The sequence below is a fragment of the Lonsdalea quercina subsp. quercina genome, from assembly GCF_000688655.1.
Classification (GTDB): domain Bacteria; phylum Pseudomonadota; class Gammaproteobacteria; order Enterobacterales; family Enterobacteriaceae; genus Lonsdalea; species Lonsdalea quercina.
Genome location: NZ_JIBO01000002.1, coordinates 50,256 through 76,869, shown reverse-complemented (window position 1 = coordinate 76,869; position 26,614 = coordinate 50,256). Strand labels below are relative to the sequence as shown.

At 54.9% G+C, this 26,614-nt stretch carries 23 protein-coding genes and 1 other annotated feature; of the genes, 9 read left to right on the top strand and 14 right to left on the bottom strand.

Translation table 11 applies throughout. The features are described 5' to 3' along the window. Nucleotides 1–7: 7 nt before the first annotated feature. Complete coding sequence (gene tal / locus RZ35_RS01120; protein WP_026741649.1) at nt 8–961, bottom strand: transaldolase; 954 nt, start codon at nt 959–961, stop codon at nt 8–10. A gap of 337 nt (nt 962–1,298) precedes the next feature. On the opposite strand from tal, the gene yaaA reads away from it, so the two are divergent. Next, nucleotides 1,299–2,075, top strand: coding sequence for a peroxide stress protein YaaA (yaaA, locus tag RZ35_RS01115; protein WP_026741648.1), 777 nt, complete (start codon nt 1,299–1,301; stop codon nt 2,073–2,075). A 471-nt stretch (nt 2,076–2,546) separates the two neighbouring features. Here the strand turns inward: yaaA and galR are convergent, their stop codons facing one another. Further along, entirely contained in the window at nt 2,547–3,557 is a 1,011-nt protein-coding gene (galR, locus tag RZ35_RS01105) for an HTH-type transcriptional regulator GalR (protein WP_026741646.1), read from the bottom strand. A 413-nt stretch (nt 3,558–3,970) separates the two neighbouring features. On the opposite strand from galR, the gene RZ35_RS01100 reads away from it, so the two are divergent. Both RZ35_RS01100 and galK read left to right on the top strand, forming a co-directional pair. Then, nucleotides 3,971–5,014 (top strand): UDP-glucose--hexose-1-phosphate uridylyltransferase, encoded by a 1,044-nt coding sequence (locus RZ35_RS01100; RefSeq protein ID WP_026741645.1) that lies wholly within the window; start codon nt 3,971–3,973, stop codon nt 5,012–5,014. A gap of 9 nt (nt 5,015–5,023) precedes the next feature. Continuing rightward, nucleotides 5,024–6,190: a galactokinase gene (gene galK / locus RZ35_RS01095; RefSeq protein ID WP_036152353.1), complete on the top strand. Its 1,167-nt coding sequence runs from the start codon at nt 5,024–5,026 to the stop codon at nt 6,188–6,190. 73 nt (nt 6,191–6,263) lie between these two features. Here galK and thrC read toward each other — a convergent pair whose 3' ends face one another. The 5 genes from thrC to RZ35_RS01075 form a co-directional block, all read right to left on the bottom strand. Next, entirely contained in the window at nt 6,264–7,553 is a 1,290-nt protein-coding gene (gene thrC, locus RZ35_RS01090) for a threonine synthase (RefSeq protein ID WP_026741643.1), read from the bottom strand. A 3-nt stretch (nt 7,554–7,556) separates the two neighbouring features. Beyond that, nucleotides 7,557–8,486: a homoserine kinase gene (thrB, locus tag RZ35_RS01085; RefSeq protein ID WP_026741642.1), complete on the bottom strand. Its 930-nt coding sequence runs from the start codon at nt 8,484–8,486 to the stop codon at nt 7,557–7,559. A gap of 2 nt (nt 8,487–8,488) precedes the next feature. Then, nucleotides 8,489–10,948 carry a bifunctional aspartate kinase/homoserine dehydrogenase I gene (thrA, locus tag RZ35_RS01080; protein WP_026741641.1) on the bottom strand — a complete coding sequence of 820 codons (2,460 nt, stop codon included), beginning with the start codon at nt 10,946–10,948 and terminating at the stop codon, nt 8,489–8,491. 87 nt (nt 10,949–11,035) lie between these two features. Then, nucleotides 11,036–11,154: a sequence feature (Thr leader region), on the bottom strand. Then, entirely contained in the window at nt 11,090–11,161 is a 72-nt protein-coding gene (gene thrL / locus RZ35_RS18550; RefSeq protein WP_139171492.1) for a thr operon leader peptide, read from the bottom strand. Its footprint overlaps the feature before it by 65 nt. 198 nt (nt 11,162–11,359) lie before the next feature. Beyond that, nucleotides 11,360–12,061 (bottom strand): tRNA/rRNA methyltransferase, encoded by a 702-nt coding sequence (locus RZ35_RS01075; protein ID WP_026741640.1) that lies wholly within the window; start codon nt 12,059–12,061, stop codon nt 11,360–11,362. 785 nt (nt 12,062–12,846) lie between these two features. Here RZ35_RS01075 and arcA point away from each other — a divergent pair. Beyond that, on the top strand, nt 12,847–13,563 hold the full coding sequence (arcA, locus tag RZ35_RS01070) for a two-component system response regulator ArcA (RefSeq protein WP_026741639.1): 717 nt from the start codon (nt 12,847–12,849) through the stop codon (nt 13,561–13,563). A 51-nt stretch (nt 13,564–13,614) separates the two neighbouring features. Here arcA and creA read toward each other — a convergent pair whose 3' ends face one another. Continuing rightward, nucleotides 13,615–14,094, bottom strand: a complete 480-nt coding sequence (gene creA, locus RZ35_RS01065) for a protein CreA (protein WP_026739040.1) — start codon at nt 14,092–14,094, stop codon at nt 13,615–13,617. Between the two features lie 211 nt (nt 14,095–14,305). On the opposite strand from creA, the gene robA reads away from it, so the two are divergent. Then, nucleotides 14,306–15,175, top strand: a complete 870-nt coding sequence (robA, locus tag RZ35_RS01060; protein WP_026741638.1) for an MDR efflux pump AcrAB transcriptional activator RobA — start codon at nt 14,306–14,308, stop codon at nt 15,173–15,175. Here the strand turns inward: robA and gpmB are convergent. Then, nucleotides 15,172–15,822: a 2,3-diphosphoglycerate-dependent phosphoglycerate mutase GpmB gene (gene gpmB / locus RZ35_RS01055; RefSeq protein WP_026741637.1), complete on the bottom strand. Its 651-nt coding sequence runs from the start codon at nt 15,820–15,822 to the stop codon at nt 15,172–15,174. The two genes, robA and gpmB, sit on opposite strands and share 4 nt — an antisense overlap. A gap of 51 nt (nt 15,823–15,873) precedes the next feature. Between gpmB and yjjX the strand changes: the two genes are divergently transcribed. Then, entirely contained in the window at nt 15,874–16,407 is a 534-nt protein-coding gene (gene yjjX, locus RZ35_RS01050) for an inosine/xanthosine triphosphatase (RefSeq protein WP_026741636.1), read from the top strand. A gap of 21 nt (nt 16,408–16,428) precedes the next feature. Here yjjX and trpR read toward each other — a convergent pair whose 3' ends face one another. Both trpR and sltY read right to left on the bottom strand, forming a co-directional pair. Beyond that, nucleotides 16,429–16,755: a trp operon repressor gene (gene trpR, locus RZ35_RS01045; protein ID WP_026741635.1), complete on the bottom strand. Its 327-nt coding sequence runs from the start codon at nt 16,753–16,755 to the stop codon at nt 16,429–16,431. 133 nt (nt 16,756–16,888) lie between these two features. Further along, nucleotides 16,889–18,817, bottom strand: coding sequence for a murein transglycosylase (sltY, locus tag RZ35_RS01040; RefSeq protein ID WP_026741634.1), 1,929 nt, complete (start codon nt 18,815–18,817; stop codon nt 16,889–16,891). Between the two features lie 428 nt (nt 18,818–19,245). Between sltY and ettA the strand changes: the two genes are divergently transcribed. Further along, nucleotides 19,246–20,910 (top strand): energy-dependent translational throttle protein EttA, encoded by a 1,665-nt coding sequence (gene ettA / locus RZ35_RS01035; protein ID WP_036152349.1) that lies wholly within the window; start codon nt 19,246–19,248, stop codon nt 20,908–20,910. 328 nt (nt 20,911–21,238) lie between these two features. On the opposite strand, the gene RZ35_RS01030 is transcribed toward ettA, so the two are convergent. After that, nucleotides 21,239–22,138: a LysR family transcriptional regulator gene (locus tag RZ35_RS01030; RefSeq protein WP_026741632.1), complete on the bottom strand. Its 900-nt coding sequence runs from the start codon at nt 22,136–22,138 to the stop codon at nt 21,239–21,241. A 124-nt stretch (nt 22,139–22,262) separates the two neighbouring features. Between RZ35_RS01030 and RZ35_RS01025 the strand changes: the two genes are divergently transcribed. Next, nucleotides 22,263–23,267: a zinc-binding alcohol dehydrogenase family protein gene (locus tag RZ35_RS01025; protein WP_026741631.1), complete on the top strand. Its 1,005-nt coding sequence runs from the start codon at nt 22,263–22,265 to the stop codon at nt 23,265–23,267. A gap of 55 nt (nt 23,268–23,322) precedes the next feature. On the opposite strand, the gene serA is transcribed toward RZ35_RS01025, so the two are convergent. Then, nucleotides 23,323–24,555 carry a phosphoglycerate dehydrogenase gene (gene serA, locus RZ35_RS01020; RefSeq protein ID WP_026741630.1) on the bottom strand — a complete coding sequence of 411 codons (1,233 nt, stop codon included), beginning with the start codon at nt 24,553–24,555 and terminating at the stop codon, nt 23,323–23,325. Between the two features lie 304 nt (nt 24,556–24,859). Further along, complete coding sequence (gene rpiA / locus RZ35_RS01015) at nt 24,860–25,522, bottom strand: ribose-5-phosphate isomerase RpiA (protein WP_026741629.1); 663 nt, start codon at nt 25,520–25,522, stop codon at nt 24,860–24,862. A gap of 192 nt (nt 25,523–25,714) precedes the next feature. Here rpiA and RZ35_RS01010 point away from each other — a divergent pair, with 192 nt between their 5' ends. Then, entirely contained in the window at nt 25,715–26,608 is an 894-nt protein-coding gene (locus tag RZ35_RS01010) for a LysR family transcriptional regulator ArgP (RefSeq protein WP_026741628.1), read from the top strand. Nucleotides 26,609–26,614 lie beyond the last annotated feature (6 nt).

Below are 26,614 nucleotides of genomic sequence, written 5' to 3'. Positions count from 1 at the left end.
TGCCGTCTTACAGCAGATCGGCAATCATTTTTTCCAGCTTGCCCTGGTCGACGGCAAACTTGCGGATCCCCTCCGCCAATTTATCCACGGCCATCGGGTCCTGGTTATGCTCCCAATAGAACTCGGATTCCGTTAGCGGAGCCGGACGCGCCTGAATCTCTCCGCTATAAGACAGTTTGCGTTCGACGCTACCTTCCGCTTCCGCCAGCTCTTTCAGCAGAGCAGGCGCAATGGTCAGACGGTCACAGCCCGCCAACGCCAGAATTTCACCGCTGTTACGGAAGCTTGCCCCCATAACCACCGTTTCGTAGCCGTGAGATTTGTAGTAATCATAAATTTCACTCACCGAGATAACGCCCGGATCTTCCTGCGGTTCAAACGTCTGCTGTTCGCCGTTGGCTTTGTGCCAGTCGAGAATACGGCCCACGAACGGTGAGATCAGGAACACGCCCGCTTCCGCACAGGCGCGGGCCTGAGCGAAGGAGAACAGTAACGTTAGGTTGCAGTTGATGCCCTCCTTTTCCAACTGCGCCGCCGCTCGGATGCCCTGCCAGGTAGAAGCCAGTTTGATCAGGATACGTTCGTTGTCGATCCCGGCATCGTTGTAGAGTTTGATCAAACGTTTCGCTTTCGCCACGCTGGCTTCGGTGTCATAGGACAGTCGAGCATCCACTTCGGTGGAAACACGGCCGGGAACCAGCTTCAAAATTTCCAGCCCGATGTTCACAGCCAGTTTGTCGGAGGCGTCGGTTACCTGCTGAGCCGGGTCGTTGCTCTGCTGACGCGCCCAGTTCACGGCGTCATCAATCAGTTTGCGATATTCCGGGATCTGGGCCGCATTCAAAATCAAAGAAGGGTTCGTGGTGGCATCCTGCGGCTTGTACAGTTTCATTGCCGCGATATCACCGGTATCAGCCACCACCGTAGTGTATTGGCGTAGGGAAGTCAGTTTATCCGTCATGTTGGCCTTTCTCATTGTTAGTACATGAACTGGTGGCAGGGTGCCGTCGCCAGAAATTGATGATAACATGCGCGAAACCCCACGCAAGACGGCCCGACAATGGGCTTACCTCTAGGTTTTCTTATTATTTTAACCTTGTAAATCAATAAGAAAAATGAAAATAATCGCGAATAACATTTTCGTCTCTGTGGATATAAAAACGAGAAAAATCTCCAGTTAGACGCGTTAATTAACCTCCCCTGTCGCAACCATCGCCCTTTCCTTCCCCGGCGTCAGCCCGTTTTTTGCTACATTAGTGCTATTAAAATTGCGCAATGAAATCACAGGGAACCTGCTCATGCTTATCACGATTTCTCCGGCTAAAACGCTGGACTACACCAGCCCCCTCCCGACAACGCGTCATTCTCAGCCAGAACTGCTGGAGCGTTCGTCCCAGCTCATCGAACGCTGCAAGACGTTGACTCCTGCGGAGATATCCTCTCTGATGGGCATCAGCGACAAACTGGCCGGACTCAACGCGGCGCGCTTCAACGACTGGCAGCCCCATTTTACGCCGGATAATGCACGCCAGGCGCTGCTCGCGTTCAAAGGCGACGTTTATACCGGCCTGGCGGCTGAAGACTTCAGCGATCGTGATTTTTCATTCGCTCAACAACACATGCGTATTCTTTCCGGACTGTACGGCGTACTGCGGCCGCTGGATTTAATGCAGCCTTACCGGCTGGAGATGGGCATCAAACTCAAAAATCAGGCGGGTGATAATCTGTATCAGTTCTGGGGCGATACCATTACCGGCACGCTGAATCAGGCGCTGGAAGCGCAAGGCGACGACATTTTGATCAACCTCGCCTCCGACGAATACTTCAAGTCCGTGAAGCCAAAGAAACTCAATGCACGCATTATCAAACCGGTCTTTCTGGATGAGAAAAACGGCAAATATAAAGTGATCAGTTTCTATGCCAAAAAAGCTCGCGGGTTGATGAGCCGTTTCATCATCCAGAACCAGCTCACGAAACCGGAACAGTTGAAAGAATTCGATCTTGAGGGATACGGCTTTGCCGCCGAGGCGTCGTCAGCGGACGAGCTGGTCTTCAAACGCGCAGAGCGTGCATAGGCAAAGATGAAGCCGCCGGCGGACCACGGTTCGCCGCCCTCTGCCGCCGTGAGTGGAAGCATTTGGGATGTACACCTCCGCCCCCGTCCAACACAGTCATCCGACCCGTCGTCGCTCTTAACGCTCCAGTCCTTGCAGCAAGGCTGGCAGGGAAATTCGAAAAATCGCCAGGGAGTTGTCTGACAGCCTTGAACCAGGAGACGACGCTGGCATCGTCGGTCAGGCAATCCTGAAACGCCTCGCCGACGCCATTCCGGATGCCGACATCCGGTTTTATCATACCGCCACTTTGCGTTGGAAACGCCGGACTAGCGAGTATTACCGCCATCCAGGGGGTTCTGGATCACACCTCCAATAAGGCGTTCAGAGCGACGTATCAAGATAAAGAGGCGTTGCAGCGGTGGCCATGGCGCGATACTCAAACCGGGGATAGAGGACTATCTCCCCTATCGAGCACGTTAGACCACGGCATCAACATGGCTCGGACGGCGCCGCGACCGACTGACGCCTCACCAGCGTTGGGTGAAACAGATGCGTTGACTCCGCCGGTTCTCTGTCTTCAAACAGCGCTAATGCCAGCTCCGCGGCCTGCACCGCCATGGCCGATACAGGGTAGTGGATCGTCGTCAGACGCGGACGCAAATAACGGGCGATCAGTACGTCGTCGAATCCTACCAGCGACATCGCCTGCGGCACCGCGATGCCGTTATCGTCCAGCACCGAAAGCGCCCCAGCCGCCATCGAATCGTTGTAGCAGGCCACCGCGCTCATATTGCCGCCGCGACTCAGCAGGATCGTCATCGCCATTTCGCCGCCCGCTTCGTCCGGCGTGGAACGCGCCACCAGCCGTTCATCGTAGGTAATTTGATGTTTAGCCAACGCCTCTTTATACCCTTTCAAACGGTCGATGGAATCGGAAATAGGATGGTTCGAGCACAGAAAACCGATGCGCCGATGGCCTGACTGAATCAAATGCTGCGTGGATAAAAAGGCGCCCTGACGATCGTCCAACGCGATGCAACGATGTTCATAACCTTCAAGCACCCGATTGATCAGCACCATATGCGGAATATGGTCCATCAATATCGCCAGCTCATCGTCAGCGATCATTTTCGCATGGACCACCAAACCGCTACAACGGTGGCGAATGAGCTGTTCGATCGCCTGTTTTTCTTGCTCAGCATTGTGATAACCATTGCCGATGAGCAGAAACTTTCTGGCGCTTTGAGCCACCTGTTCAACCGCTTTTACCATCGTGCCGAAAAAGGGATCGGAGACATCCGCCACCACCAGTCCCATCGTCTCGGCGCTCTGCTGCGCCAGCGCGCGCGCGTTGGCGTTAGGATGATACCGCAGCGCCACCATCGCCTGAGTCACGGCCTCACGCGACGCCACGCTGGCCTTGGGGGAGTCATTAATCACACGGGAAACTGTCGCAACTGAGACACCCGCCAAACGGGCAACATCCTTTATGGTAGCCATATCACATTCCTGTATACGTAACGGCGTGCTGCGGCACACTCATTGACGTCATTGCCTATTACGGGGCGGCACACAGCGCTCGCCATGCCGCTCAATATACCGCTTTCGCCCTAAGCCTGCGACCTTCCAGGGANCCTCAACCAACAGCGCTACGTTTACGCGATCGCCGTCACGGTCCTTCTCTCTCACAGCACTTCACAAAATGCCCCGTCGCTGCTTAAATAGGGTAACCGGTTACACCAAAGGTAAAAAGACAACAAAAATACATTCCTACAAATCCCGAAATTACTCGATTCTTCCTATTTAAAATGAAGTGTAACTGATTACATAGTTTAGGGGTTTATCCAGTCCAAAAGCGGACCAACGCACGGTGCTACGGCACGTCGGTCCCGGTGATGACACAGGAGTCGTCCATGATGTTGTTTGAACCTACAGAACACCCACACAGACGCTTCAACCCTCTTAGAGGCGACTGGGTGCTGATCTCGCCGCATCGCGCCAAACGGCCCTGGCAAGGACAGCAGGATAGTCCCGATCTGACGACGCCACCCGTCCACGATCCGAGCTGCTATTTGTGCGCCGGAAACCCCCGTATTTCAGGGGAAACCAACCCCAACTACACCGGCACGTTTGTCTTCGCCAATGATTTTTCGGCGCTGCTTGCGGATACCCCGGATGTCCCGTCAGGCAACGATCCCCTGTTTCAGATGAGTGACGCCCGAGGACTGAGCCGCGTGATCTGCTTCTCCCCTGACCACAGCAAGACACTTCCCCTGCNCCCCCTTCCCGCGTTGCGGGCCGTGATTGATACCTGGAGCGATCAGACCGCGGAACTGGGAGAGCGGTATCCGTGGGTGCAGGTGTTCGAAAATAAAGGCGCGATGATGGGCTGTTCCAACCCGCATCCGCATGGGCAGGTCTGGGCCAATGATTTTCTGCCTAACGAGGCATTAATTGAAGACCAGCAGCAACGCGACTATCTGACGCGGTACGGCACCCCGATGTTGCTCGACTACATGCAACGCGAACAGCAGGCGGGCGCACGCACGGTGGTGGAAACCGAGTACTGGCTGGCGGTAGTCCCATACTGGGCGTCGTGGCCGTTTGAGACGCTGCTGCTGCCGAAGTTCGCCGTTCGGCGGTTGCCGCAGTTGAACGAGCGACAGCGCGACGATCTGGCGCTCGCCCTGAAAAAACTGACCAGCCGCTACGACAATCTGTTTCAGTGCTCATTTCCCTATTCTATGGGCTGGCACGGCGCCCCCTTCACCGCGGAAAGCCACGACCACTGGCAGTTACATGCGCACTTCTATCCGCCGCTACTGCGTTCCGCCAGCATCCGAAAATTTATGGTGGGCTATGAAATGCTGGCGGAAGCCCAGCGCGATCTGACGGCAGAGCAGGCGGCGGAACGCCTGCGCGCGGTCAGCGACATTCACTTTCGCGAACACGTCTGAGGCCGACTGATGACAACCCACATCACCCACTTGAAAACGACCGCAGACGCGGTTTTCCAGCAGACCTTCGGGTTTGCGCCGGCCGCCTTCGTCCAGGCGCCGGGGCGCGTCAATTTAATCGGCGAACACACCGACTATAACGAGGGCTTTGTCCTGCCCTGCGCGATTGATTATCAAACCGTGATCGCCGCCCGCCCACGCTATGATAGCCGTATCCGGGTCGTCGCCATCAATTACGATCAACAACAGGATGAGTTCGAACTGGCTCAGGATATCGTGCCGCATCCTACCTTTGGTTGGGCTAACTACGTCCGTGGGACGGTGAAATATCTGTTGATGCGCGGCGTCAACCTGACCGGGTTGGATATGGCGATCGTCGGCAACGTCCCCACCGGCGCAGGATTAAGCTCCTCGGCGTCGCTGGAAGTCGCCATCGGTCAGACCTTTAAGGCGTTGAACGGACTGTCGCTCAGCCAGCTTGAGCTTGCGCTTAATGGGCAACAGGCGGAGAACGCGTTCGTCGGCTGTAGCTGCGGCATTATGGACCAGTATATTTCGGCTCAGGGACGCGCCGGTCATGCCCTGCTGATCGACTGTCGTTCGCTGGATCACTCGCTGGTGAAAATGCCCGCCGGGATCGCCGTCATGATTGTGCACTCCAACGTCCATCGTGGTCTGGTGGACAGCGAGTACAACCTGCGCAGGCAGCAGTGCGAAGCGGCCGCGCGTCACTTCGGCGTCGCCGCGCTGCGGGATGTTTCTCTCGATCGGTTCGAGCAGGAAAAAACGGGGCTGGACGATCTTGCCATGCGCCGCGCTCGTCACGTCATCACGGAAAACGCCCGCACGCTGTCCGCCGCCGAGGCGCTGACCGCAGGCGACATGCCGAGACTGTCTACGCTGATGAGACAATCGCATCTTTCCATGCGCGATGATTTTGACATCACGGTCCCGCCCGTGGATACGTTGGCGAAACTGATTCAGGACGAGGTCGGCGATACGGGCGGCGCAAGGATGACGGGAGGAGGCTTCGGGGGTTGTGTCGTCGCGCTGGTGCCTTCAGAAATGACGCGCGATATCAGCTTAGTGATTGAGCGGGAGTACCCGCGCCTGACCGGCCTGCAACCCACGCTGTATATCAGTCAGCCATCCGGCGGCGCGGGCCTGCTGGCCTGATGCCTGCAATGCCGCCGGACTTTCGCAACCCTCGTAAGGAGAAGGATCGCCTCACGATGGGTTGCGATGTGCTTTAACGCGGCAGTTCCATCAGGAACTTACGCAACGGAGCAAAGTCAGGACCAAAGTTGTGGGACAGCAGTTCCAGATCGGCGCGCTCAGCCAGCGCGGCGGGCAGTTCCAGAGTTTTGCCCAGAATCTCTTCCACGCTCTCTTTGAACTTCGCCGGATGCGCCGTTCCCAGGAACAAACCGAACTCTCCAGGCTGTAGTTGATCGCGCAGCAAACGATAGGCAATGGCCGCATGAGGCTCAGAGGTGTAGCCCAGCGCTTCCAGCTCGTGCATCGTCTCCTTGGTGGTGTCGTCGCTGACCGCACCGAAACCCAGCGTATTCAACTGCCAGTTTTTACGGCGATATAGCTCTTCCACGCGCGGCCAGTTGTTCGGCTGGCTGACGTCCATCGCATTCGACAACGTGGCAACCGTCTGTTTAGGCTGCCATGTTCCGTTCTGCAGGAAACGGGGCACGGTGTCGTTCGCATTGGTCGCGGCGATGAAACGTTTTACCGGCAGGCCCAGAGACTTGGCGAGCAGGCCGGCGGTCAGATCGCCGAAGTTTCCACTCGGGACAGAGACCACCAGCTGATTGCGCGCTTCCTGAGGCAGCTGCGCGACGGCTTCGAAGTAGTAGCAAATCTGCGCCAACAGGCGGCTGATGTTGATGGAGTTAGCCGAGTTCAGACCGATCGTGTCCTTCAGTTCCTGATCGTCGAACGCCTGTTTCACCAACGCCTGACAGGCGTCGAAGTCACTGTCGATGGCAACGGTATGGATGTTGCCGCCCAGCGTACAGAACAGTTTTTCCTGCAGCGGGCTGATCTTACCGCGCGGATACAAGATAACGACGCGCACGTTTTCCAAACCGTAGAAGGCATGCGCCACCGCGGCGCCGGTATCCCCGGAAGTCGCGGTCAGAATGGTGATCTGCTGATCGCCGGCGACTTCCGCCAGCATCTGCGCCATGAAGCGGCCGCCGAAGTCCTTAAAGGCCAGCGTCGGACCGTGGAACAATTCCAGCGCCGCGATATCTTCGCTGACCGGCACCACCGGCGCAGGAAAAGCGAACGCCGCCTTGACCCGCTGGTAAACCGTTTCAGGCGGCAGCTCGTCGCCGATGAAGGCCGACAAAATACGGCTGCTGCGGGTCACGAAGTCCTGCTCCAGCAGCTCATCGATCGCCGTCAGATCAAACTCCGGCAGATCCAGCGGGAAAAACAGACCTTGCTGGCTTCCTAAGCCTTGTCGTATCGCCTGAGCAAAATTGACCTGTTCGTTATGATCTTTCAGATTGTACAGTTTCATGCGTTATCCCAATTGTCGCGCGCCGGACGTATCCAGACGGCAAATATGAACAAAACCTTCGTCATTTTGCAGATAGTTTACCCGCAGCCAGTCCGCCAGACGCTGCGCTACCGCCCTGTCGTTGCAGATGGAAAAGAGCGTCGGACCGGAACCGGAAATCCCGGTCGCGAGCGCGCCGATGTCCTGCGCCGCCTGCCGTGCCGCGGCGAAACCGGGCAGCAGCTGGGTGCGGTAAGGTTCCGCAATCACATCGTGTATCAGCGTTGCCGCCAGTTCAGCCTGGCCGGTGTGACACGCGTGAATAAAGCCCGCCAGATAGCGACCATGGCGAATACAGTCCTGACGGCTGTAGCTATCCGGCAGAATTGCCCGCGCTTCGGCGGTCGATACTTTAATGCCAGGGTAAGCCATCACCCACAACCAGTCGTCAAATCCCGGTACCGGTTGACTGACAATCCCGCACTCTTCCACCATCAGTTGAATGCCGCCCAGAAAACACGGCGCGACGTTGTCGTAATGGACGCTGCCCGAAATGCGGCCTTCCAGCTCGCCCATCAGCGTCAGCAGGCAATGGTCATCCAGCGGTTTACCGCAAAACTCATTCATCGCCATCAGCCCGGCGACCACGGAACAGGCGCTTGAACCCAGACCGGAGCCGATCGGCATATTTTTTTCCAACGTCATCGCGACCGGCACCGTTTCGCCAATTTCCTGACAGAAACGCTCCCAGCACTGATAAACGATGTTTTCGCGAGCCTCTGTCGGCAGTTTGCTGACGAAGCGCCCTTCATTCTTCAGGCTGAACGCATCAGCCGCGCTGACGGAGACGCAGTCTCCCAGCAAAGAGCCGTCTAGCGGCGAAACAGCGGCGCCCAACACATCAAACCCAACGCTCACATTCCCGATGGAGGCCGGCGCATAAATTTTGACCATGATTAGACTCCCACCTTCCATGACAAGGTACGTAACAGGTCGGCGAATACGCCCGCCGCCGTCACGTCATTTCCTGCTCCGTAGCCGCGCAGCACCAGCGGCAGAGGTTGATAGTAGCGGCTGTAGAAGGCCAGGGCGTTTTCACCGTCCTTCACCTTGAACAGCGGGTCATTACCGCCCACCGCGCTGATGGCGACTTTGCATTTCCCGTCTTCAATCATACCGATATAACGTAGCACTTTCCCTTCATCGCGCGCCTTCAGTACTCGGCGTTCGAACTCGCCGTCCAGTTCCGGCAAGCGAGCCATAAAGGTCGCGACATCGCCAGACGCATCAAAACTGTCCGGCAATACGGATTCGACCAGAATATCGTCCAGCTCCAGTTCGTACCCCGCTTCGCGCGCTAGAATCAATAACTTGCGCGCAACGTCCATACCGGAAAGATCGTCACGCGGGTCCGGCTCGGTATACCCTTTTTCTTTCGCCAGCAGCGTGGCCTGCGACAGCGTCATACCTTCATCCAACTTGCCGAAGATGAAGGATAGCGACCCCGAAAGGATCCCGTTGAACTGGACCAGTTCGTCGCCCGCGTTGAGCAAGTTCTGCATGTTTTCAATGACGGGAAGACCGGCGCCCACGTTGGTGTCGTACAGGAACTTGCGGCGAGACGCAGCCGCCGCATCGCGCAGCTGATGGTAATAGCTCAAGCTGCCGGTGTTGGCTTTCTTGTTAGGCGTGACGACGTGGAAACCGTCTTTGAGGAAGTCCACATACTGATCGGCCACGGCCTGATTGGAGGTGCAGTCCACAATGACAGGATTCAGCAGGTGATACTCTTTCACCAGGCGGCTCAGCGTTTCCAGATTGAACGGCTCGCGGGCTTTCGCCAGATCGTCGCGCCAATGGTCCATCGAGATGCCGTTGATATTCGTCAACAGTGCTTTCGAGTTGGCGATGCCGCATACGCGCAGGTCGATGTGTTTCTGTTTGAGCCAAGGCTGTTGGCGATGAATCTGTTCTAAAAGAGCCCCGCCGACGCCGCCGACGCCAATCACGAAGACATCAATCACCTGCTCGGTGTTGAACAACATCTGATGGGCAACGCGCACGCCGATGGTGGCGACGTCATTGTTGACTACGGCGGAGATGGAGCGCTCGGAAGACCCCTGGGCAATCGCAACGATGTTGATGTTCGCGCTGGCCAGCGCGGTGAACAGACGCGCCGACAGGCCGCGCAGCGTGCGCATGCCATCGCCGACCACGGAGATGATAGCCAGACGCTGGATCACGTCGAGCGGGTCGAGCACGCCCTCTTTCAGCTCCAGATAGAATTCATTTTCCAGCGTTTTGCATGCGTGGCGCAGTTCATTCTGCGAAACGCAGAAGCTAATGCTGTACTCAGAAGAAGATTGCGTAATCAGCACGACGGAAATCCCTGAACGGGACATGGCGGCGAATACACGCGCCGCCATGCCGACCATGCCTTTCATCCCCGGGCCGGAGACGTTGATCATCGCCATATTGCTGAGGTTGGTGATGCCCTTCACCGGATATTGTTTGTCGGAACTGTCTAGCCCGATCAACGTGCCGGGAGCCTTGGGATTTTCAGTGTTTTTGATGAGGCAAGGTATCTGGAACTGGGCGATGGGAGCGATGGTGCGAGGGTGGAGAACTTTGGCGCCGAAGTAGGAGAGTTCCATGGCTTCCTGATACGACATGGACTTCAGTAACCTCGCGTCCGGTACCTGGCGAGGGTCACAGGTATAGACGCCGTCGACATCGGTCCAGATTTCGCAACACTCTGCGCGCAAACAGGCGGCGAGGACCGCAGCTGAATAATCGGAACCGTTGCGGCCCAGCACCACCAGTTCGACTTTCTCGTTACCGGCGGTAAAACCCGCCATCAGGATCACGTCGTTCTTGGGGATCGCCTGTTCATTGATGCGACGGGTCGACTCGGCGATATCGACGGTAGACTCCAGATAATTCCCCTGCGCCAGCAGTTTCTCGACCGGATTAATGACCGAAACCTGGTAGCCGCGCGCCTGGAACATGCCTTCCATGATAGCGATGGACAATTTTTCGCCGCGACAAATCATGGTGGCATTGACGCTATCCGGACACTGGCCCAGCAGAGAGATTCCGTGAAGTACCTGCTTGATCAGCGCCAATTCCTGATCGAGCAACGTGTTGAGACGTGCGTAAGGGAAACCCGGCTGCGTTTTTTCCAACCCGGACAACAGCGAAGAGAAAATCGTCTGTACTTCGGTAAAATGCGTCTCAGTGTCGTGTCCGGCAACGGTTTTTTCGATCATCGCAACCAGATGGTTGGTAATTTTTGCCGGGGCGGACAAGACGGTGGCAACCTGTCCCTGCCGAGCATTACTTTCAATAATGTCGGCAACGCGAATAAATCGTTCCGCATTAGCCACCGAAGTCCCGCCAAATTTCAACACTCGCATTTTTTTCTGTTCTCCTGAATTTCCGTCAACAAAAACGCCCACTGCATTCTTGATTGCCGCTTGTGGCAGGCAGGATTTCGCCTGCCATAAAAAAAAACCCGCNCTGTGAAGTGCGGGCCTTTTTGGATTCTTCTTTACGCGTCAGCCCGCACCGCAATACATCGTATCGGTGATAGTAATAATCATCGTGGTAATCAGGCTAAATGGGCGCATGGAATAGTCGTATCTCGTTCGTAATCAACTTTTACTGGCCCTATTAGTTAGGGCAATCATACCGCTAAGTCAATGGATTTCTGTTTTTTAGCCGACATTCAGCGCACCGCCAAACAGACAGATAAACCAGTAAATTAATCAACCACCACAGATTGGTTTATGAAAAATAACTCAGTCTTATATTTGACTTCAAAAAACTTATTTCCCCTGATTTTCTTTCGGGAGAGCTTTTTCGATGTCGTGAAGGAGCATGTGTAACATCGCGGTATCCCGCTGTTCCAGCATGCCTAAGCGCTGATGCAACCAATCTTTGAGTTTGGCATCCTGTTCCGCCCCGATATCCACCAGCAAGCGATCCATACGCTGACGCAGCGCGTTCAACTGCCCCGCCTGCGCGATCGGCGCCTTCTCCGACCGCACATTCATCAGCGACGACAACTGATGACAGTACACCATGACCGCCTGGCCCAGGTTCAATGAAGGATAGTCCGCCTGCATCGGCACGCCGGTCAGGACATCGGCCAGCGCCAGCTCCTCGTTGGTCAGCCCGGAGTCTTCACGCCCAAACACCAGCGCGGCGGAAGAAACCCAGCTTCGTTTTTCTTCCATCACGCCCTGCAATTCAGCTGGCGTGCAGTAATAGTGATAACGCGCACGGCTGCGCGCCGTAGTGGCGACGGTAAAATCAACGTCAGCCAATGCCGCCGAAAGCGAGGGGAAGGACTCAACACCATCCAGAATATCTCCCGAGCCATGAGCGACCCAACGGGCGGCTGGCTCTAGATGCGCGCGGCTATCGACAATGCGCAGCCGAGTGAACCCCATGGTTTTCATTGCCCTCGCCGCTGCGCCCACATTCTCAGCCCGTGCCGGAGCTACTAAAATAATATGAAACTGCATGACTGCCCCTTTAGATACCGCATCGCCAAAACACCTTCCCCTTGCGCGCTAAACCGTGCAACGCGGGGGGTGAGAGACAATTTATCACGGATAGCAGAATGGAGATGACAAAGGCATGACTTGCGCGCCGCTGAAAGGCGTCAGCCAAACACTGTAAAAAGTGGGAGAATTCGTGCTTTCAACAAGAAAGCCGTAATAAGCGAAGGAATAAAGAGGGGGATGGAATTAGGAATTAAACATTACCGCAACACAAAAACAACAATAGTTTGCTTGTTTATTTCCACTGCATAGTCAACGTAATGAATTAACTGAAATGGCGCATCCAAAATAAAAAACCATGGGTATCACCCTATTACGGACACTTTCTGTCTTCGCTCGGGTGAAAAACTCCACAACTTTTTGGGCAAAACGATTCAACATGCCGCCAAAATGTGACTTCGATTGACATTTTCATATCTGTTTTTCACAAAAATTTTAACGTGCTACAATCAAATTTGATATATGTCAACAGAACCGTAAATTTGCTGGCTGGCGAAATCAGTGCTTACTGTTATGTTGCTGTTAATAAGGTTAAACTGTGCGCCACTTTTAAAATTTGAGGCCGAGTTTAGCGCCTCCACTCACCAGCCATTAAAACACTTTGCGGGTGAGGAAAAGTGCATCGAAACGCATTTACGTACTTGAGTCAGTTGGCGCGTGAGACGGTGAACATTATTTCTAGAGCGCCTGAAGAATCCAGACTTTTGTACTTCTCAAATTATCAGTTGGCAATTTAGGTAGCAAACATGCAGACCCCCCACATTCTTATTGTCGAAGACGAGTTAGTCACTCGCAATACCCTCAAAAGCATTTTCGAGGCCGAGGGATACATCGTTCACGAAGCCACCGATGGTGCTGAAATGCATCAGCTCCTGTCAGAGAACGATATCAACCTCGTGATTATGGATATTAATCTGCCGGGTAAAAACGGCCTGCTGCTGGCGCGCGAACTGCGTGAANAAGCCAGCGTGGCGCTGATGTTTCTCACGGGCCGTGATAACGAAGTCGACAAGATTCTGGGCCTGGAAATTGGCGCTGACGATTACATCACCAAGCCGTTTAACCCGCGTGAACTGACCATCCGAGCACGCAACCTGCTGTCTCGCACCATGAATCTGGGCGGCGGCACAGAAGAGCGCCGTCTGGTGGAAAGCTATCGTTTTAACGGCTGGGAGCTGGATATCAACAGCCGCTCGCTGATCAGCCCGAATGGCGAACAATACAAACTGCCGCGCAGCGAGTTCCGCGCCATGTTGCACTTCTGCGAAAACCCGGGAAAAATCCAGTCCCGAGCGGAACTGTTGAAGAAAATGACCGGCCGCGAGCTAAAGCCGCATGACCGCACGGTCGACGTCACTATCCGCCGCATCCGTAAACACTTTGAATCCACCGCCGATACGCCGGAAATCATCGCCACTATTCATGGCGAAGGTTACCGTTTCTGTGGTGATCTGGAAGAGTAACGGGTTGGGCAGACCGGAACGAAAGCCTCCGGTTTGCCCCTCTCTACGGCATTACTGCGTTTTTCCCCACGCCATTATAGGCACCGCGCTGAGCGCATTTTTGGGCGAACCGTCGATGACACGGTCAGAGTAAGTTAGATAGATCAACGCATTGCGTTTCTCATCGTAAAATCTCACTACCTGTAATTTTTTGAAAATTAACGAAGTGCGCTGTTGGAAAACCACGTTGCCCTTCCCTTTACTCTTCGTGATTTTCTCGCTCAACGTGATCGGCCCCACCTGTTGACACGAGATTGCCGCGTCAGCCGTATCTTCGGCCAACCCTAATCCCCCCTTGATCCCTCCCGTTTTAGCCCGGCTCAGATAGCAGGTAACGTTGGTGACATCCGGGTCGTCAAAAGCCTCCACCACAATTTTATGGTCGGGACCAAACAGCTTGAATACCGTATCTACAGAGCCCACCTCTTCAGCACTCGCTGAAACCGCAACGCTTAGAAAGAGTCCAAGACTCAACAATGACTTTTTGAACATTTTGCAATTTTCCTGATATGTAGCCATCACTCATGGCGTGTAGAGGTATTTTAAGAAAGCTTATTTTGCTTCACCGGCTGCGAATAGTCACTCTGCCGACGTGCGCCCTTGAGCCTTTACCTGAAATTCCTGGCAGTCGTAGATGAAAAAAGTTGCTATCATGCAGCGTCTTATAACCTTTATCGCTCTGAGTGTTCTATGAGGACGAGCTATGGATCAAGCCAGTATCATACATGACCTGCTTAACTGGCTGGAAGGTCACCTGGACCAGCCTTTGTCGCTGGACAAAGTCGCGGCAAAAGCGGGTTATTCGAAATGGCATCTGCAGAGAATGTTCAAGGACGTCACGGGCCATGCCATCGGCTCTTACATCCGTGCCCGACGTCTGACCAAAGCCGCCGTGGCACTATGCCTGACGAGCCGGCCCATTCTGGATATCGCTCTGCAATATCGTTTTGATTCTCAGCAAACCTTCACACGCGCGTTTAAGAAACAATTTTCCCAAACGCCGGCATCATACCGACGCTCGGATGACTGGAATACTCATGGCATTCAGGCTCCAATTCGACTGGGCGCTTTTACCATGCCTCAGCCTGAGTTCATCACACTGCCAGAAATAAAACTGGTAGGCCTGACGCAAATTTATAGCGGCACGTTGGAACAGCTGTGCCATTTCCGAATGGAGCTTAGGGTTCATTACTGGCGCCAGTATCTCGGTGACGCCAAGCAAATTCCAGACCGATTGTATGGATTGGCTCACTCTCGTCCGAGCAAAGACAAAGATGACGAGCATGAAGTGCTCTATACCACGGCGATGGAGCCAGATAACGTTCCGGAAGGCACTGCCCCAGGCGAATCCATCACCCTGCCGGGCGGCGAGTACGTGAAGTTCAACTATGAAGGCCCGAAAGATGATCTTCAGAACTTTATTGTCAGCCTGTATGACACCTGCCTGCCGACCCTCAAGCTGACCCGGCGCAAAGGGTCCGACATCGAGCGTTTCAAGCTGTCCGGCGGAGTGAGACCGGATGAAGCACCTGCGGTGATCTGCTGCGAATACTTCATCCCGGTGCGGCGCTAGCGCTGTAGTTCGTCCAGTGCCGGGGCATCCAGATGGGAAACGTCGCCGGCCGTCTCAACGACCCAACCAGAAGCCAGCCACGGACTCTGCTGGTGGTCAATACGGGACAGCGAACAATTACGCAAACGAAGTCGCCGCTCTGCCCAGGCAGGTAAACCCAGTAGCGTTCCGAGCAAACAACCCAGTGCAATACCGTGGCTCACCAGCAGAGGACGGCTACCGGGAGGCAGAGTCAGGCAAAACTCAAGCACCTTGTGCGTCCGCTCGGCCAATTCGGAGAGTGACTCCCCTTTAGGAATACGACCATCTCGTGTGCCATCCACAATTTGCTTGCGCCATCCTTCTTCCTCGCTATTAAGCGAGTCGATCAGACGCTCTTCCAGAACCCCCATGTTCAGCTCACGCAGGTTGGGTTCGAGCAGAATGGGGCAACCGCCGCAGCCCTCTGAAATGATTTCGGCCGTACGGCGCGTTCGGCCCAGATCACTGGCAATGATGTGGGTAATTCCCAGATTTTTTACCCGTTCCGCCACGCGATGAGCCTGCTGCTCGCCCACCGACGTCAGTTTGCTATCTGATTGCCCCTGGATGCGCCGCGCCACGTTCCATTCGGTTTCTCCGTGGCGAACAAGATATACCTGTAACATGATTGTTTTCCGTTATACTGCGTCAAATTAACGACTAGAGTAGAGAACATTATGTATTACGTTGTAGCGTCTACGACTAACCCGGCAAAAATCAACGCCGTAACTTTAGCATTTGCTGATGTTTTTGGTGCGGAAAATTGCCGCATTGAGGGAGTCGACGTAGACAGCGGCGTTCCACATCAGCCTTTGGGTTCCTCGGAAACACGTACGGGGGCAAGAAACCGCGTCATGATGGCCCGTCAGGTTCGTCCCGAGGCTGATTTCTGGGTCGGGGTCGAGGCCGGCATCGAAGACAACATGACTTTCGCCTGGATGGTTGTCGAGAACGCGACGATTCGGGGAGAGTCCCGTTCCGCCAGTTTGATGCTCCCAGAAGCGGTCCTGCTGGGGGTTCGCGAAGGCCGAGAGCTAGGCGAAGAAATGGCGCGCCTGAGCGGTATTGAAAACGTGAATCAAAAAGGCGGCGCGATTGGCGTGTTCACCAATGGTAAGCTGACACGGGCCAGCGTTTATCATCAGGCCTTACTACTGGCCTTGGTGCCGTTTCACAACACGTTGTTTCAACAGGCGGTTTCCAAGGCGTAAACCGTATCCCGTCGAACTCCCCTATTTTTTTTCCAGAAGCTGCGCTTCAAGCCAATTCTTCAAGTCGGGCGGTGCAGCTTTCAAACTATTCGACCCTCGCGTGATGGTTGCAATGCCGGCCCCTAATTCGTTTTTCAGCTCGCGCTGACTCAAGTCACCGCGCATCAACTCCTGAATAATACGCACCCGAGTTCCGAGCGCTGTACGTTCATCCGCCGTCAACAGCAACTGCAACAGCGGTAGCGCCAGGTCGTCCTTCACTGATTGCCTTAAAAGATCCAGAAAATAAGACCAGTTTTCATTGTCTTCTTCCGACAGTGCGGGATCGTAAGGAGATGGTGTCGTCATAGCCTTTTGCCATATCAAGAAACTAGTACGCAAGCATAACATGTTTTAAGAAACGAATTTACATCGTAAAACACCTTTGCATGCGTTATCTGGCCAAAGTAGCCACTTCCGACGACCTTGACCTGCAGCCAGTCTAATAGCGGTGCTGCCATTCGCTGTCCGTTAACACCGGCGAGTTATGTTTCAAGAAGTAGCGATAATACGCGTCATAAGCCAGCACATTTTTGACGTAATTCCGTGTTTCCGAAAACGGGATACTTTCCACAAACGCGACGGCGTCGATACGCCCGTTACTGTTTCCCAGCCAGGTATTGACCCGAGACGGCCCAGCGTTATACGCGGCAGACGCCAGAATGCGGTTTTGACCAAACGACTGGTAAACATACTCCAAATAGAGCGTACCCAACTCGATGTTGGTCTGCGGATCCATGAGCTGTGCACTATTGGAATAGCTCGCGACATCAAATTTTTTGGCAGTGTGCAACGCTGTCGCCGGCATCAATTGCATCAGACCTGACGCGCCCACGGCGGACTTCGCCTGAGAATTCCACGCGCTTTCCTGTCGCGCTATCGCCATCGCATAGCTTTGAGATATGTCTTTGCCCTGAGTCGCACGACGGAATTCATCGTTCCAGGCGAGCGGGAAACGTTCTTCCAGGTTGTCCCACATCTTGGCGATAATCGTGGCCTGAACGCTAAGATCGTACCAGCCTTGATCGAATGAAAAACGAGCCAGCGCCTCCTGTTGTAACCGCTCACGACTCGCCACCAGCCCTGACCACTCGGTGCGCGCCAGATTATCCATATGCCAGTACATCAGCTCACGAATACGCGCGACTTCAGCAAGTTGCTCCACCGTTCGATCGGGTTTGGCCGCCACCTTGATCGTTAAGGGATATTGGGTTTTCAGCTGCTGCGCTGCGATCATGGGATAGAAACCGCGGGCTTTCATCAATTCACGCAGCTGCGCTTCGCCTTCTGCACGTTGCCCATTTTCGATTGCCAGCCGAGCTCGCCAGTATCGCCACTCGTCCTTTTGCAATGTCTCGGCGGGCAGGCGCGCCAACCACACCGCCAGTCCACGTCGGTCGCCTTCTCCCAACGCCATTCGCACGCGACGTTCCAGCAAGGCGGTTGACTGACTACGTTGTATCACCGCATCACGCCATTCCGCCTGCTCGCCAGAGATCTCTTTCCCCATCAGACGCCATACCACGTCTTCTTCCATCTTGCTGCGCTCACTACTACTCAACCCCTGTAAACGCACGATAATGGGCAACATGGAACGCGCCTCATCAGGATCCTGACGGACAACGCGTTTAAACGCCGTCAGCGTGACTTTACGGCTGAAATCCGTCGGCCCGACGGTACGGGCGAAATGTTCCAGCGTCATCGGATCGCGTTGCAGCGCGCTCAACGCATCGGCGATGGTTTGATAGTCCGGCGGCAATTGCCGCACCAGATGCGCCACTAAACTACTACTACCCGAATCCATCGCCAGGAGGATACGTTCAAGAACCACCGAGGGCGTCAAAATTCCCGACTGCTGCCAGGACGTCAACAAATTGTCGCAGCTCGCCGGCAGCGAATGACCATTCAACCAGATATCTCGGTTCTGCTCCCATAAGCCCTGACGCTGCCCTGTGACCCATTTGGCATAAAGATAATTGCAGCGGGCGGCCATCGGTTTGGGCATTGACGGGCTGAACGCCANCAATCCCCGCCAGTCCTCACGCCGTGCCAGCTCGTTAATAAAGCTGGTCTGCAAATTATGAGTGACGGGAAGTGNGGGATGCGACGCGATAAACTGCTTCACCTGAATGCTCGTCAGTTGCGTCAAATCCTGCGTCAGAGCACGATATTCCAAATAAGGATAAAGCGGGTAATCCCGCAGGGTAGGCATTAACTGCGCCACGGTATCCATCTGGTTCGCATCCCAGGCAGCCTTCACCTGCTGATAGCGTTCACGTTGACTGGTAAGGGAATCAGCCTGCGCGGCAATCGAAACTCCAGCCAGAGAAACTGCCACCAGGGCATAGCGCCAATACACCACTTTGAACATACTACGCTGACCTCATTCGTTATCGTTTATCTGCCCGCAGGCGCCCATGCTCCCAGCACCGATGAGCCTGTCTAACAGCCGTCAGGCTTGTCATATCCGCTAAGTGTGGCACATCCAGTAAGACAACGATACGCCAGCATGGAATATTCATCACTCGGAAAATTAACGGTATTTATGCCATTTCCGAGCAGGTTCCCAGTTATCAATGAAACTTTACTCTGTCGTTGCATCCTCTTGGAATCCGTTACGCACAGCAAACGTCCAAAACGCTTGATGGCTGGGATCGCTGGCTGAAAACAGCTAAACTTCTTCACAGTGAACTCATCGGCCGGATTAGCGAGCTATGCCCGCATCCGACCGATTCCCCTACGGTGCGACGAAACTGTCTGCCGCCGCACCAACATTGATAGAGAGAGGCTCAGAGCAACGTGGCTCAATACGTTTATACCATGCACCGCGTCGGCAAAATTGTTCCGCCGAAACGCCATATTCTGAAAGATATCTCCCTCAGCTTTTTCCCGGGCGCCAAGATCGGCGTACTTGGTCTGAACGGAGCCGGTAAATCAACACTGCTGCGCATCATGGCCGGAATTGATAAAGACATTGAAGGCGAGGCTCGTCCGCAGCCCGGCATCAAGATCGGCTATCTGCCGCAGGAGCCCCAGTTAAATCTGGAGCAGACCGTACGCGAAGCTATTGAAGAAGCGGTCGGTGAAGTCAAACAGGCGCTGAGTCGTCTGGACGAAGTCTACGCGGCCTATGCCGAGCCGGATGCGGACTTCGATAANCTCGCCAAAGAACAGGGCGAGCTTGAGGCGATCATCCAGGCGCATGATGGCCACAACCTCGACAATCAGCTGGAACGCGCGGCCGATGCGCTGCGTCTACCGCCGTGGGAGGCCAAAATCGGCAATCTCTCGGGTGGCGAACGTCGCCGTGTCGCCATTTGTCGGCTGCTGCTGGAAAAACCGGACATGCTGCTGCTGGATGAACCGACCAACCACTTGGATGCCGAATCCGTCGCGTGGCTGGAGCGCTTCCTCCACGATTATGAAGGCACGGTCGTGGCGATCACCCATGACCGTTACTTCCTCGACAATGTGGCAGGCTGGATTCTGGAACTTGACCGTGGCGAAGGGATCCCGTGGGAAGGCAACTACTCCTCTTGGCTGGAGCAAAAAGACCAGCGTCTGGCACAGGAAGCGTCTGCCGAAGCGGCACGTCGCAAGTCCATCGAGAAAGAACTGGAGTGGGTTCGACAAGGGGCTAAAGGCCGTCAGTCAAAAGGCAAAGCTCGTCTGGCTCGTTTTGAAGAACTCAACAGCGTTGAGTACCAGAAGCGTAATGAAACCAGCGAACTGTTTATCCCGGCCGGTCAGCGCCTCGGCGACAAGGTCCTGGAAGTGACTAACCTGCACAAGTCTTACGGCGATCGCGTCCTGATCGACAATCTCTCCTTCACTCTGCCAAAAGGCGCGATTGTGGGCATTATCGGCCCGAACGGCGCGGGTAAATCCACGCTGTTCCGTATGTTATCCGGTCAGGAACAGCCAGATAGCGGCGAAATCAGCCTGGGCGAAACCGTTCAATTGGCCTCCGTCGACCAGTTCCGCGATAACATGGATAATAGTAAAACCGTCTGGGAAGAAGTTTCCGGCGGTCAGGATATTATGCGCATCGGCAACTTCGAGCTGCCTAGCCGCGCCTATGTCGGCCGTTTCAACTTCAAAGGCGTGGATCAGGGCAAACGCATCGGCGAACTGTCGGGTGGTGAGCGCGGTCGTCTCCATCTGGCGAAGCTGCTTCAGGTCGGCGGCAACATGCTGCTGCTTGATGAACCGACCAACGACCTGGATATCGAAACCCTGCGAGCGTTAGAAAACGCCCTGCTGGAATTCCCAGGGTGCGCCATGGTTATCTCGCATGACCGCTGGTTCCTGGATCGTATCGCGACCCACATCATTGATTATCAGGATGAGGGCAAAGTCGAGTTCTTCGAAGGTAACTTCACCGAATACGAAGAGTACAAGAAGCGCACGCTGGGTGCGGAAGCGTTGGAGCCTCATCGCATTAAGTACAAAAAAATGGCGTAACGTTTTCGATGAAGTTTAAGTCATGAGGCTCGCCCCAGTGCGGGCCTCCTTTATAAGCCTCATCGGCTCCAAAATAGTTCTTCACGCATTGTTGACCGGGTTTGCTTACACCGTTCAGTAAACCGATTACGTACCTAACGNCACCGCTCCTCTAAACCCGACTCATCTCTTTTCCCTATGGATAGCTCGACATCAGTCTGGTCTGCATGGCTATCGACCATATCAATGAATATCAAAAGCGGCCCCTCCAGCGCGGCCCTCAGCTTCGCGACACATCGGACGAAGGCGACTCTGTCATTAGCCAGAAACAAGGGCGCTATCCACTGTGTTAAGTCTCTGACGCTTGTGGGAAGAAAACCTCGTGCTGCAACATGAAATCAATGAAACAAGCCAGCGCAGGCGAGTTCAATTTACGACTGGGATAGACAAGATACAGATCGTTCGGCTCCGCCTGCCATTGCGGCAACACCCTTACCAACGTTCTGGTGGCGATAGCTTCTCGACTCAAAAATTCGGGAAGAAGCGTAATGCCGCCATCGGCAATCGCACATGCGCGAGCGTAGAGCAAGTTGTCCGTGACATGAGAGCGCGGCAGCATACAGTGGTAGTACTCTTTTCCCCGATGCAGAACCCACTCGCTCCAGGCACGATGCGCGATGCAACTGTGCTCCTGTAGCTGACGCGGATGCGTCAGCGACGCAGCGCGTTCCAGATAACCGGTGGACGCCACCAGATAACGCGGCGTAAATCCCAGTGCTCGCCCTATCAGGGATGAATCCTGTGGTTTACCGGTGCGCAAGCCAATGTCAAACCCATCGGCGACCAAATCGATCACGTTATCCGATACCGACACTTCCAGCATGACCGCAGGAAAGCGCTGTTGAAACTCTGCTGTCAATCCCGCCAGCAGAGTAGCCCCCACGCCCGCCGGGCTGGTAATGCGTAAGCGACCACTCGGATTATCCCGCAGATGCTGGATCGTCAATTCCGCGCGCTCCTGCGCCTGCAGCATCTCCTGACAATGAATCAGATAGCGCTCGCCAGCGAACGTAAGGTTGATTTTACGCGTGGTGCGATTCATCAACCGCAGTCCCAGCCGCTGCTCTAACAGGCTGACGCGCTGACTCAGGCTCGACTTCGCCATGCCCGCCCGCTGTGCGGCTTGTGTGAAGCTACCGCTCTCAGCGACTAATGCGAACAGCGCCATATCTTTTAGTTGGTTAAACATAATTGTTCTTCTTTTTCGAACACTGCGTTATTTATTGTACATCTTATCAGCCTCCTTCTGTCGTTCTACACTGTGATCCACAGCTACATCGACTCCAATACCTTGCAGAATGGGAGAGTTCACTATGACAGCAACAGCGATCGCGGTTGATCCTAAACAACCGGAAAATTTTATTGAAATCACTCAGGACATCCCGTCTCCGGGCGACCACGATCTCTTGGTGGCCGTCAAAGCGGTTTCCATCAACCCCGTAGATACCAAAGTGCATGCGATGCTACGCGCCGACGGCCTGAAGACGCCGCGTACCCTGGGATGGGACGCGAGTGGCATCGTACTGAAGGTCGGCTCTGCGGTAACGGGGTTTCAGGAAGGCGATGAGGTCTGGTATGCCGGCGATATTACCCGCCCCGGCAGCAACAGCACTCATCAGTTAATCGACTCTCGCATTGTCGCGCATAAACCCAAAACGCTGGACTGGGCGGCGGCGGCGGCGCTGCCTCTGACCTCGCTGACCGCCTGGGAAGGACTGTTCGAACACCTGAAAATACAGGACGCGGAAGCCGGCAAGACGCTGCTGATTATCGGCGGCGCGGGCGGCGTAGGCTCCATGGCCATCTCCCTGGCCGCATTGCACAGCAAGGTGACCATTATCACCACGGCCTCCCGTCCGGACTCTGTCGAATGGTGTAAGCGGCGTGGCGCGCACCACGTAGTGAACTACCGTAATCTGGTGGATGAGGTCAAACAGCAAGGATTCGAGCAGGTGGATTACATCTTCTGCCTCAACGATACCGACGGTCACTGGGACGCCATAGGTCAGTTGATTGCGCCTTTGGGCCAAATCTGCACGATTGTAGAAAATGCGCATCCGCTGGACCAAACGCAGCTCAAGCTCAAAAGCGCCGCCTTGCATTGGGAGTTCATGTTTACCCGCAGCATGTACTCCACGCCAGACATGAGCCGACAGGGAGAAATATTGCAGCAGATCGCTCGTGACGTCGACGAAGGCAAACTGAAAGGAACCGCCAGCCAGGTGCTAAACGGATTAACGACGGAAACACTCGCCGCCGCGCATAAAACCGTATTGGAAGGGCATACTCAAGGCAAAATCGTCATCGACTGCCAGTAAAAAAACACAACCGGCCCTCACAGGGCCGGTTTTCTGACAGAGATAAAGACGATAATCAGTACAGCAGGCGGGCGCGAATGGTGCCCGGAATAGATTTCATCAACTGCAACGCGGTGTCAGCGCTGTCGGTGACCACGTCAATCACGACATAGCCAATATCAGCGCTGGTTTGCAGATACTGCGCGGCAATGTTGATGCCTTCGTTGGCAAAAATGGTGTTCAACTGCGTCATGATGCCTGGACGGTTTTCATGAATATGCAGCAGACGGCTGGCGCGGGCACTGTGGGTCGGCAAAGAGACTTCCGGGAAGTTCACCGCGGACAGCGTAGAGCCGTTGTCGGAATATTTCACCAGCTTGCTAGCCACTTCCCCACCGATGTTTTCCTGGGCTTCCTGGGTAGACCCCCCAATGTGCGGCGTCAGCAGCACATTATCAAATTCGCACAGAGGCGACAGGAACGGTTCTTTGTTGGAGGCCGGTTCTTGCGGAAAAACGTCGATCGCCGCACCGGACAGATGCTTGCTGCTCAAGGCTTCACACAGCGCGGGAATATCCACCACAGTACCGCGTGAGGCGTTAATCAGCATGGCGCCCGGCTTCATCTGAGCCAGTTCGTCAGCCGCGATCATGTTTTGTGTACTCTCGGTTTCCGGCACGTGCAGACTGACGATATCGCTCATTTTCAGTAGGTCGGACAGCTGATTAACCTGCTGCGCATTGCCCAGAGACAGTTTGCTTTCGATGTCATAGTAATAAACATGCATGCCCAGGCTTTCCGCCAGAATACCCAGCTGAGTACCGATGTGACCGTAGCCGATAATCCCGAGATTTTTTCCGCGGGCTTCGTAGCTGCCGATAGCCTGTTTGTGCCATTCGCCGCGGTGTGCCTTGGCATTAGCCCCTGGAACGCCGCGCAGCATCAGCAGCAGTTCGCCGATGACCAGCTCTGCGACGGAGCGGGTGTTGGAGAACGGCGCGTTAAAGACCGGGATACCGCGCTTGGTGGCGGACGGCAATTCAACCTGGTTGGTGCCGATGCAGAAGCACCCGACGGCAACCAGTTTCTCCGCCGCAGCGAAGATCTCTTCGGTCAGGTGCGTACGCGAACGAATGCCGACGAAGTGAGCGTCGCGAATCGACTCTTTCAGCGTTTCCGGATCCAGCGCGCCTTTATGGTATTCGATGTTGGTGTATCCGGCGGAACGCAGGTTATCGACCGCATTCTGGTGTACACCTTCTAATAACAGAAATTTAATCTTATCTTTTTCGAGTGATACCTTTGCCATTTCCCGACCTTATTTTTTCAGACTTCAGATGTGACGGTTTGCAAAACCATTGCCTGCAAACATAACAAAAATTACGCGGGCGGCAATACAAACGATTGCTTCCCGGCGCGAGGAAGCGGCACCGTAAAGCGACATTTGTGGCAAAAAATGCTGCTAAATAAGAAGCCGGCCCTATAGTGGCCGTGCCAAATAAGAAAAAGTGATATTAAGCACCAAAAATGCCGGGTAAAAAAATTGCGCCTGATTGCCACAAATCCGGCCTGCCCAAACAGGCCGGAGAGAGACGGCGCGAGACTATCCCTGACTAGCTGCGCTTAATCGTTTTCACGCCATCCGGCGTTCCCACCAGCGCGACATCCGCGCCACGGTTGGCAAACAGACCGACCGTCACCACACCGGCGATACCATTAATTCGGTTCTCCATCGCAATCGCGTCAGAAATATTCAGATTATGCACATCCAGAATGACGTTGCCGTTGTCGGTCACGACCCCCTGACGATATTCCGGCTGACCGCCCAATTTGACCAGTTCCCGCGCGACGTAAGACCGCGCCATAGGGATCACCTCAACCGGCAACGGGAAACGCCCCAGAATATCGACCTGTTTGGTGGCATCGACGATACAGACAAACTGCCGGGCGATGGCGGCGACGATTTTTTCACGCGTCAACGCCGCGCCCCCGCCCTTAATCATCTGCATAGGGCCGTTGATTTCGTCCGCGCCGTCCACGTAAACGTCCAACACATCAACTTCATTGCAATCAAACACCGGAATACCCAGGCTCTTCAGTTTGGCTGTAGAGGCGTCCGAACTGGACACGGCGCCTTCGATCTGATTTTTGATGGTGCCCAGCGCATCAATAAAATGCGCCGCCGTCGAGCCTGTGCCAACACCGACGATAGTACCGGGGCGCACGTAATCCAGCGCGGCCCAGCCGACGGCTTTTTTGAGTTCATCCTGTGTCATGGTCTGATTGCCTGTTGCTTTAAAAAGTGTGCGTATTATAAGGCAGACGTTACCTAAAAGGCGTGATTTAGCGTTTGCGTATACGCAAATTTGAGGAGTTCGCAGATAAACGCGTCATTTATTAGAGAGGTGACGCCAAAAATTATGGCATAGTGAAAAGAGTAATATTATTCACAGGAACTTTCCCCCTTCATGAAACGCCCGGACTATCGCACTCTTCAGGCCCTGGACGCCGTAATCCGCGAGCGGGGCTTTGAACGCGCAGCACAGAAACTTTGCATTACTCAATCCGCCGTATCGCAGCGCATCAAGCAGCTTGAGAATCTCTTTGGTCAGCCGCTGTTGGTCAGAACGATCCCTCCCCGTCCGACCGAACAGGGGCAAAAGCTGTTGGCGTTGCTGCATCAGGTTGAACTGCTGGAAGAAGAATGGCTTGGCGATGAAAATAGCAGCGAGGCCCCTCTCCTGCTATCGCTGGCGGTCAACGCCGATAGTCTGGCGACTTGGCTGCTGCCGGCATTGCAGTCTGTATTGGCGGATTCCCCGATACGTCTGAATCTGCAGGTTGAGGACGAAACGCGCACGCAGGAACGCTTGCGACGCGGCGAGGTAGTCGGTGCCGTCAGTATTCAACCGCAGCCCCTGCCCAGCTGTCTGGTCGACGCGCTAGGCGCGTTGGACTATCTTTTCGTCGCCTCGCCGGAATTCGCCACACGCTATTTTCCAAACGGCGTCACGCGCTCCGCCCTGCTGCGCGCACCGGCGGTGGCTTTCGACCATTTGGATGACATGCATCAGGCGTTTTTACAGCAAAACTTCGACCTGTCGCCCGGCAGCGTCCCCTGCCATATCGTGAACTCGTCGGAAGCTTTTGTTCAGTTGGCCCGTCAGGGCNCCACCTGCTGCATGATCCCCCACCTGCAGATCGAACGTGAGCTGGCTAATGGCGAGCTGATCGATCTTACACCCGGCCTGCTACAGCGCCGGATGCTGTACTGGCATCGCTTCGCGCCGGAAAGCCGGATGATGCGTAAAGTGACGGATGCGCTGTTGGAACACGGGCGTCGGGTGCTGCGTCAGCCTTGATCGCAG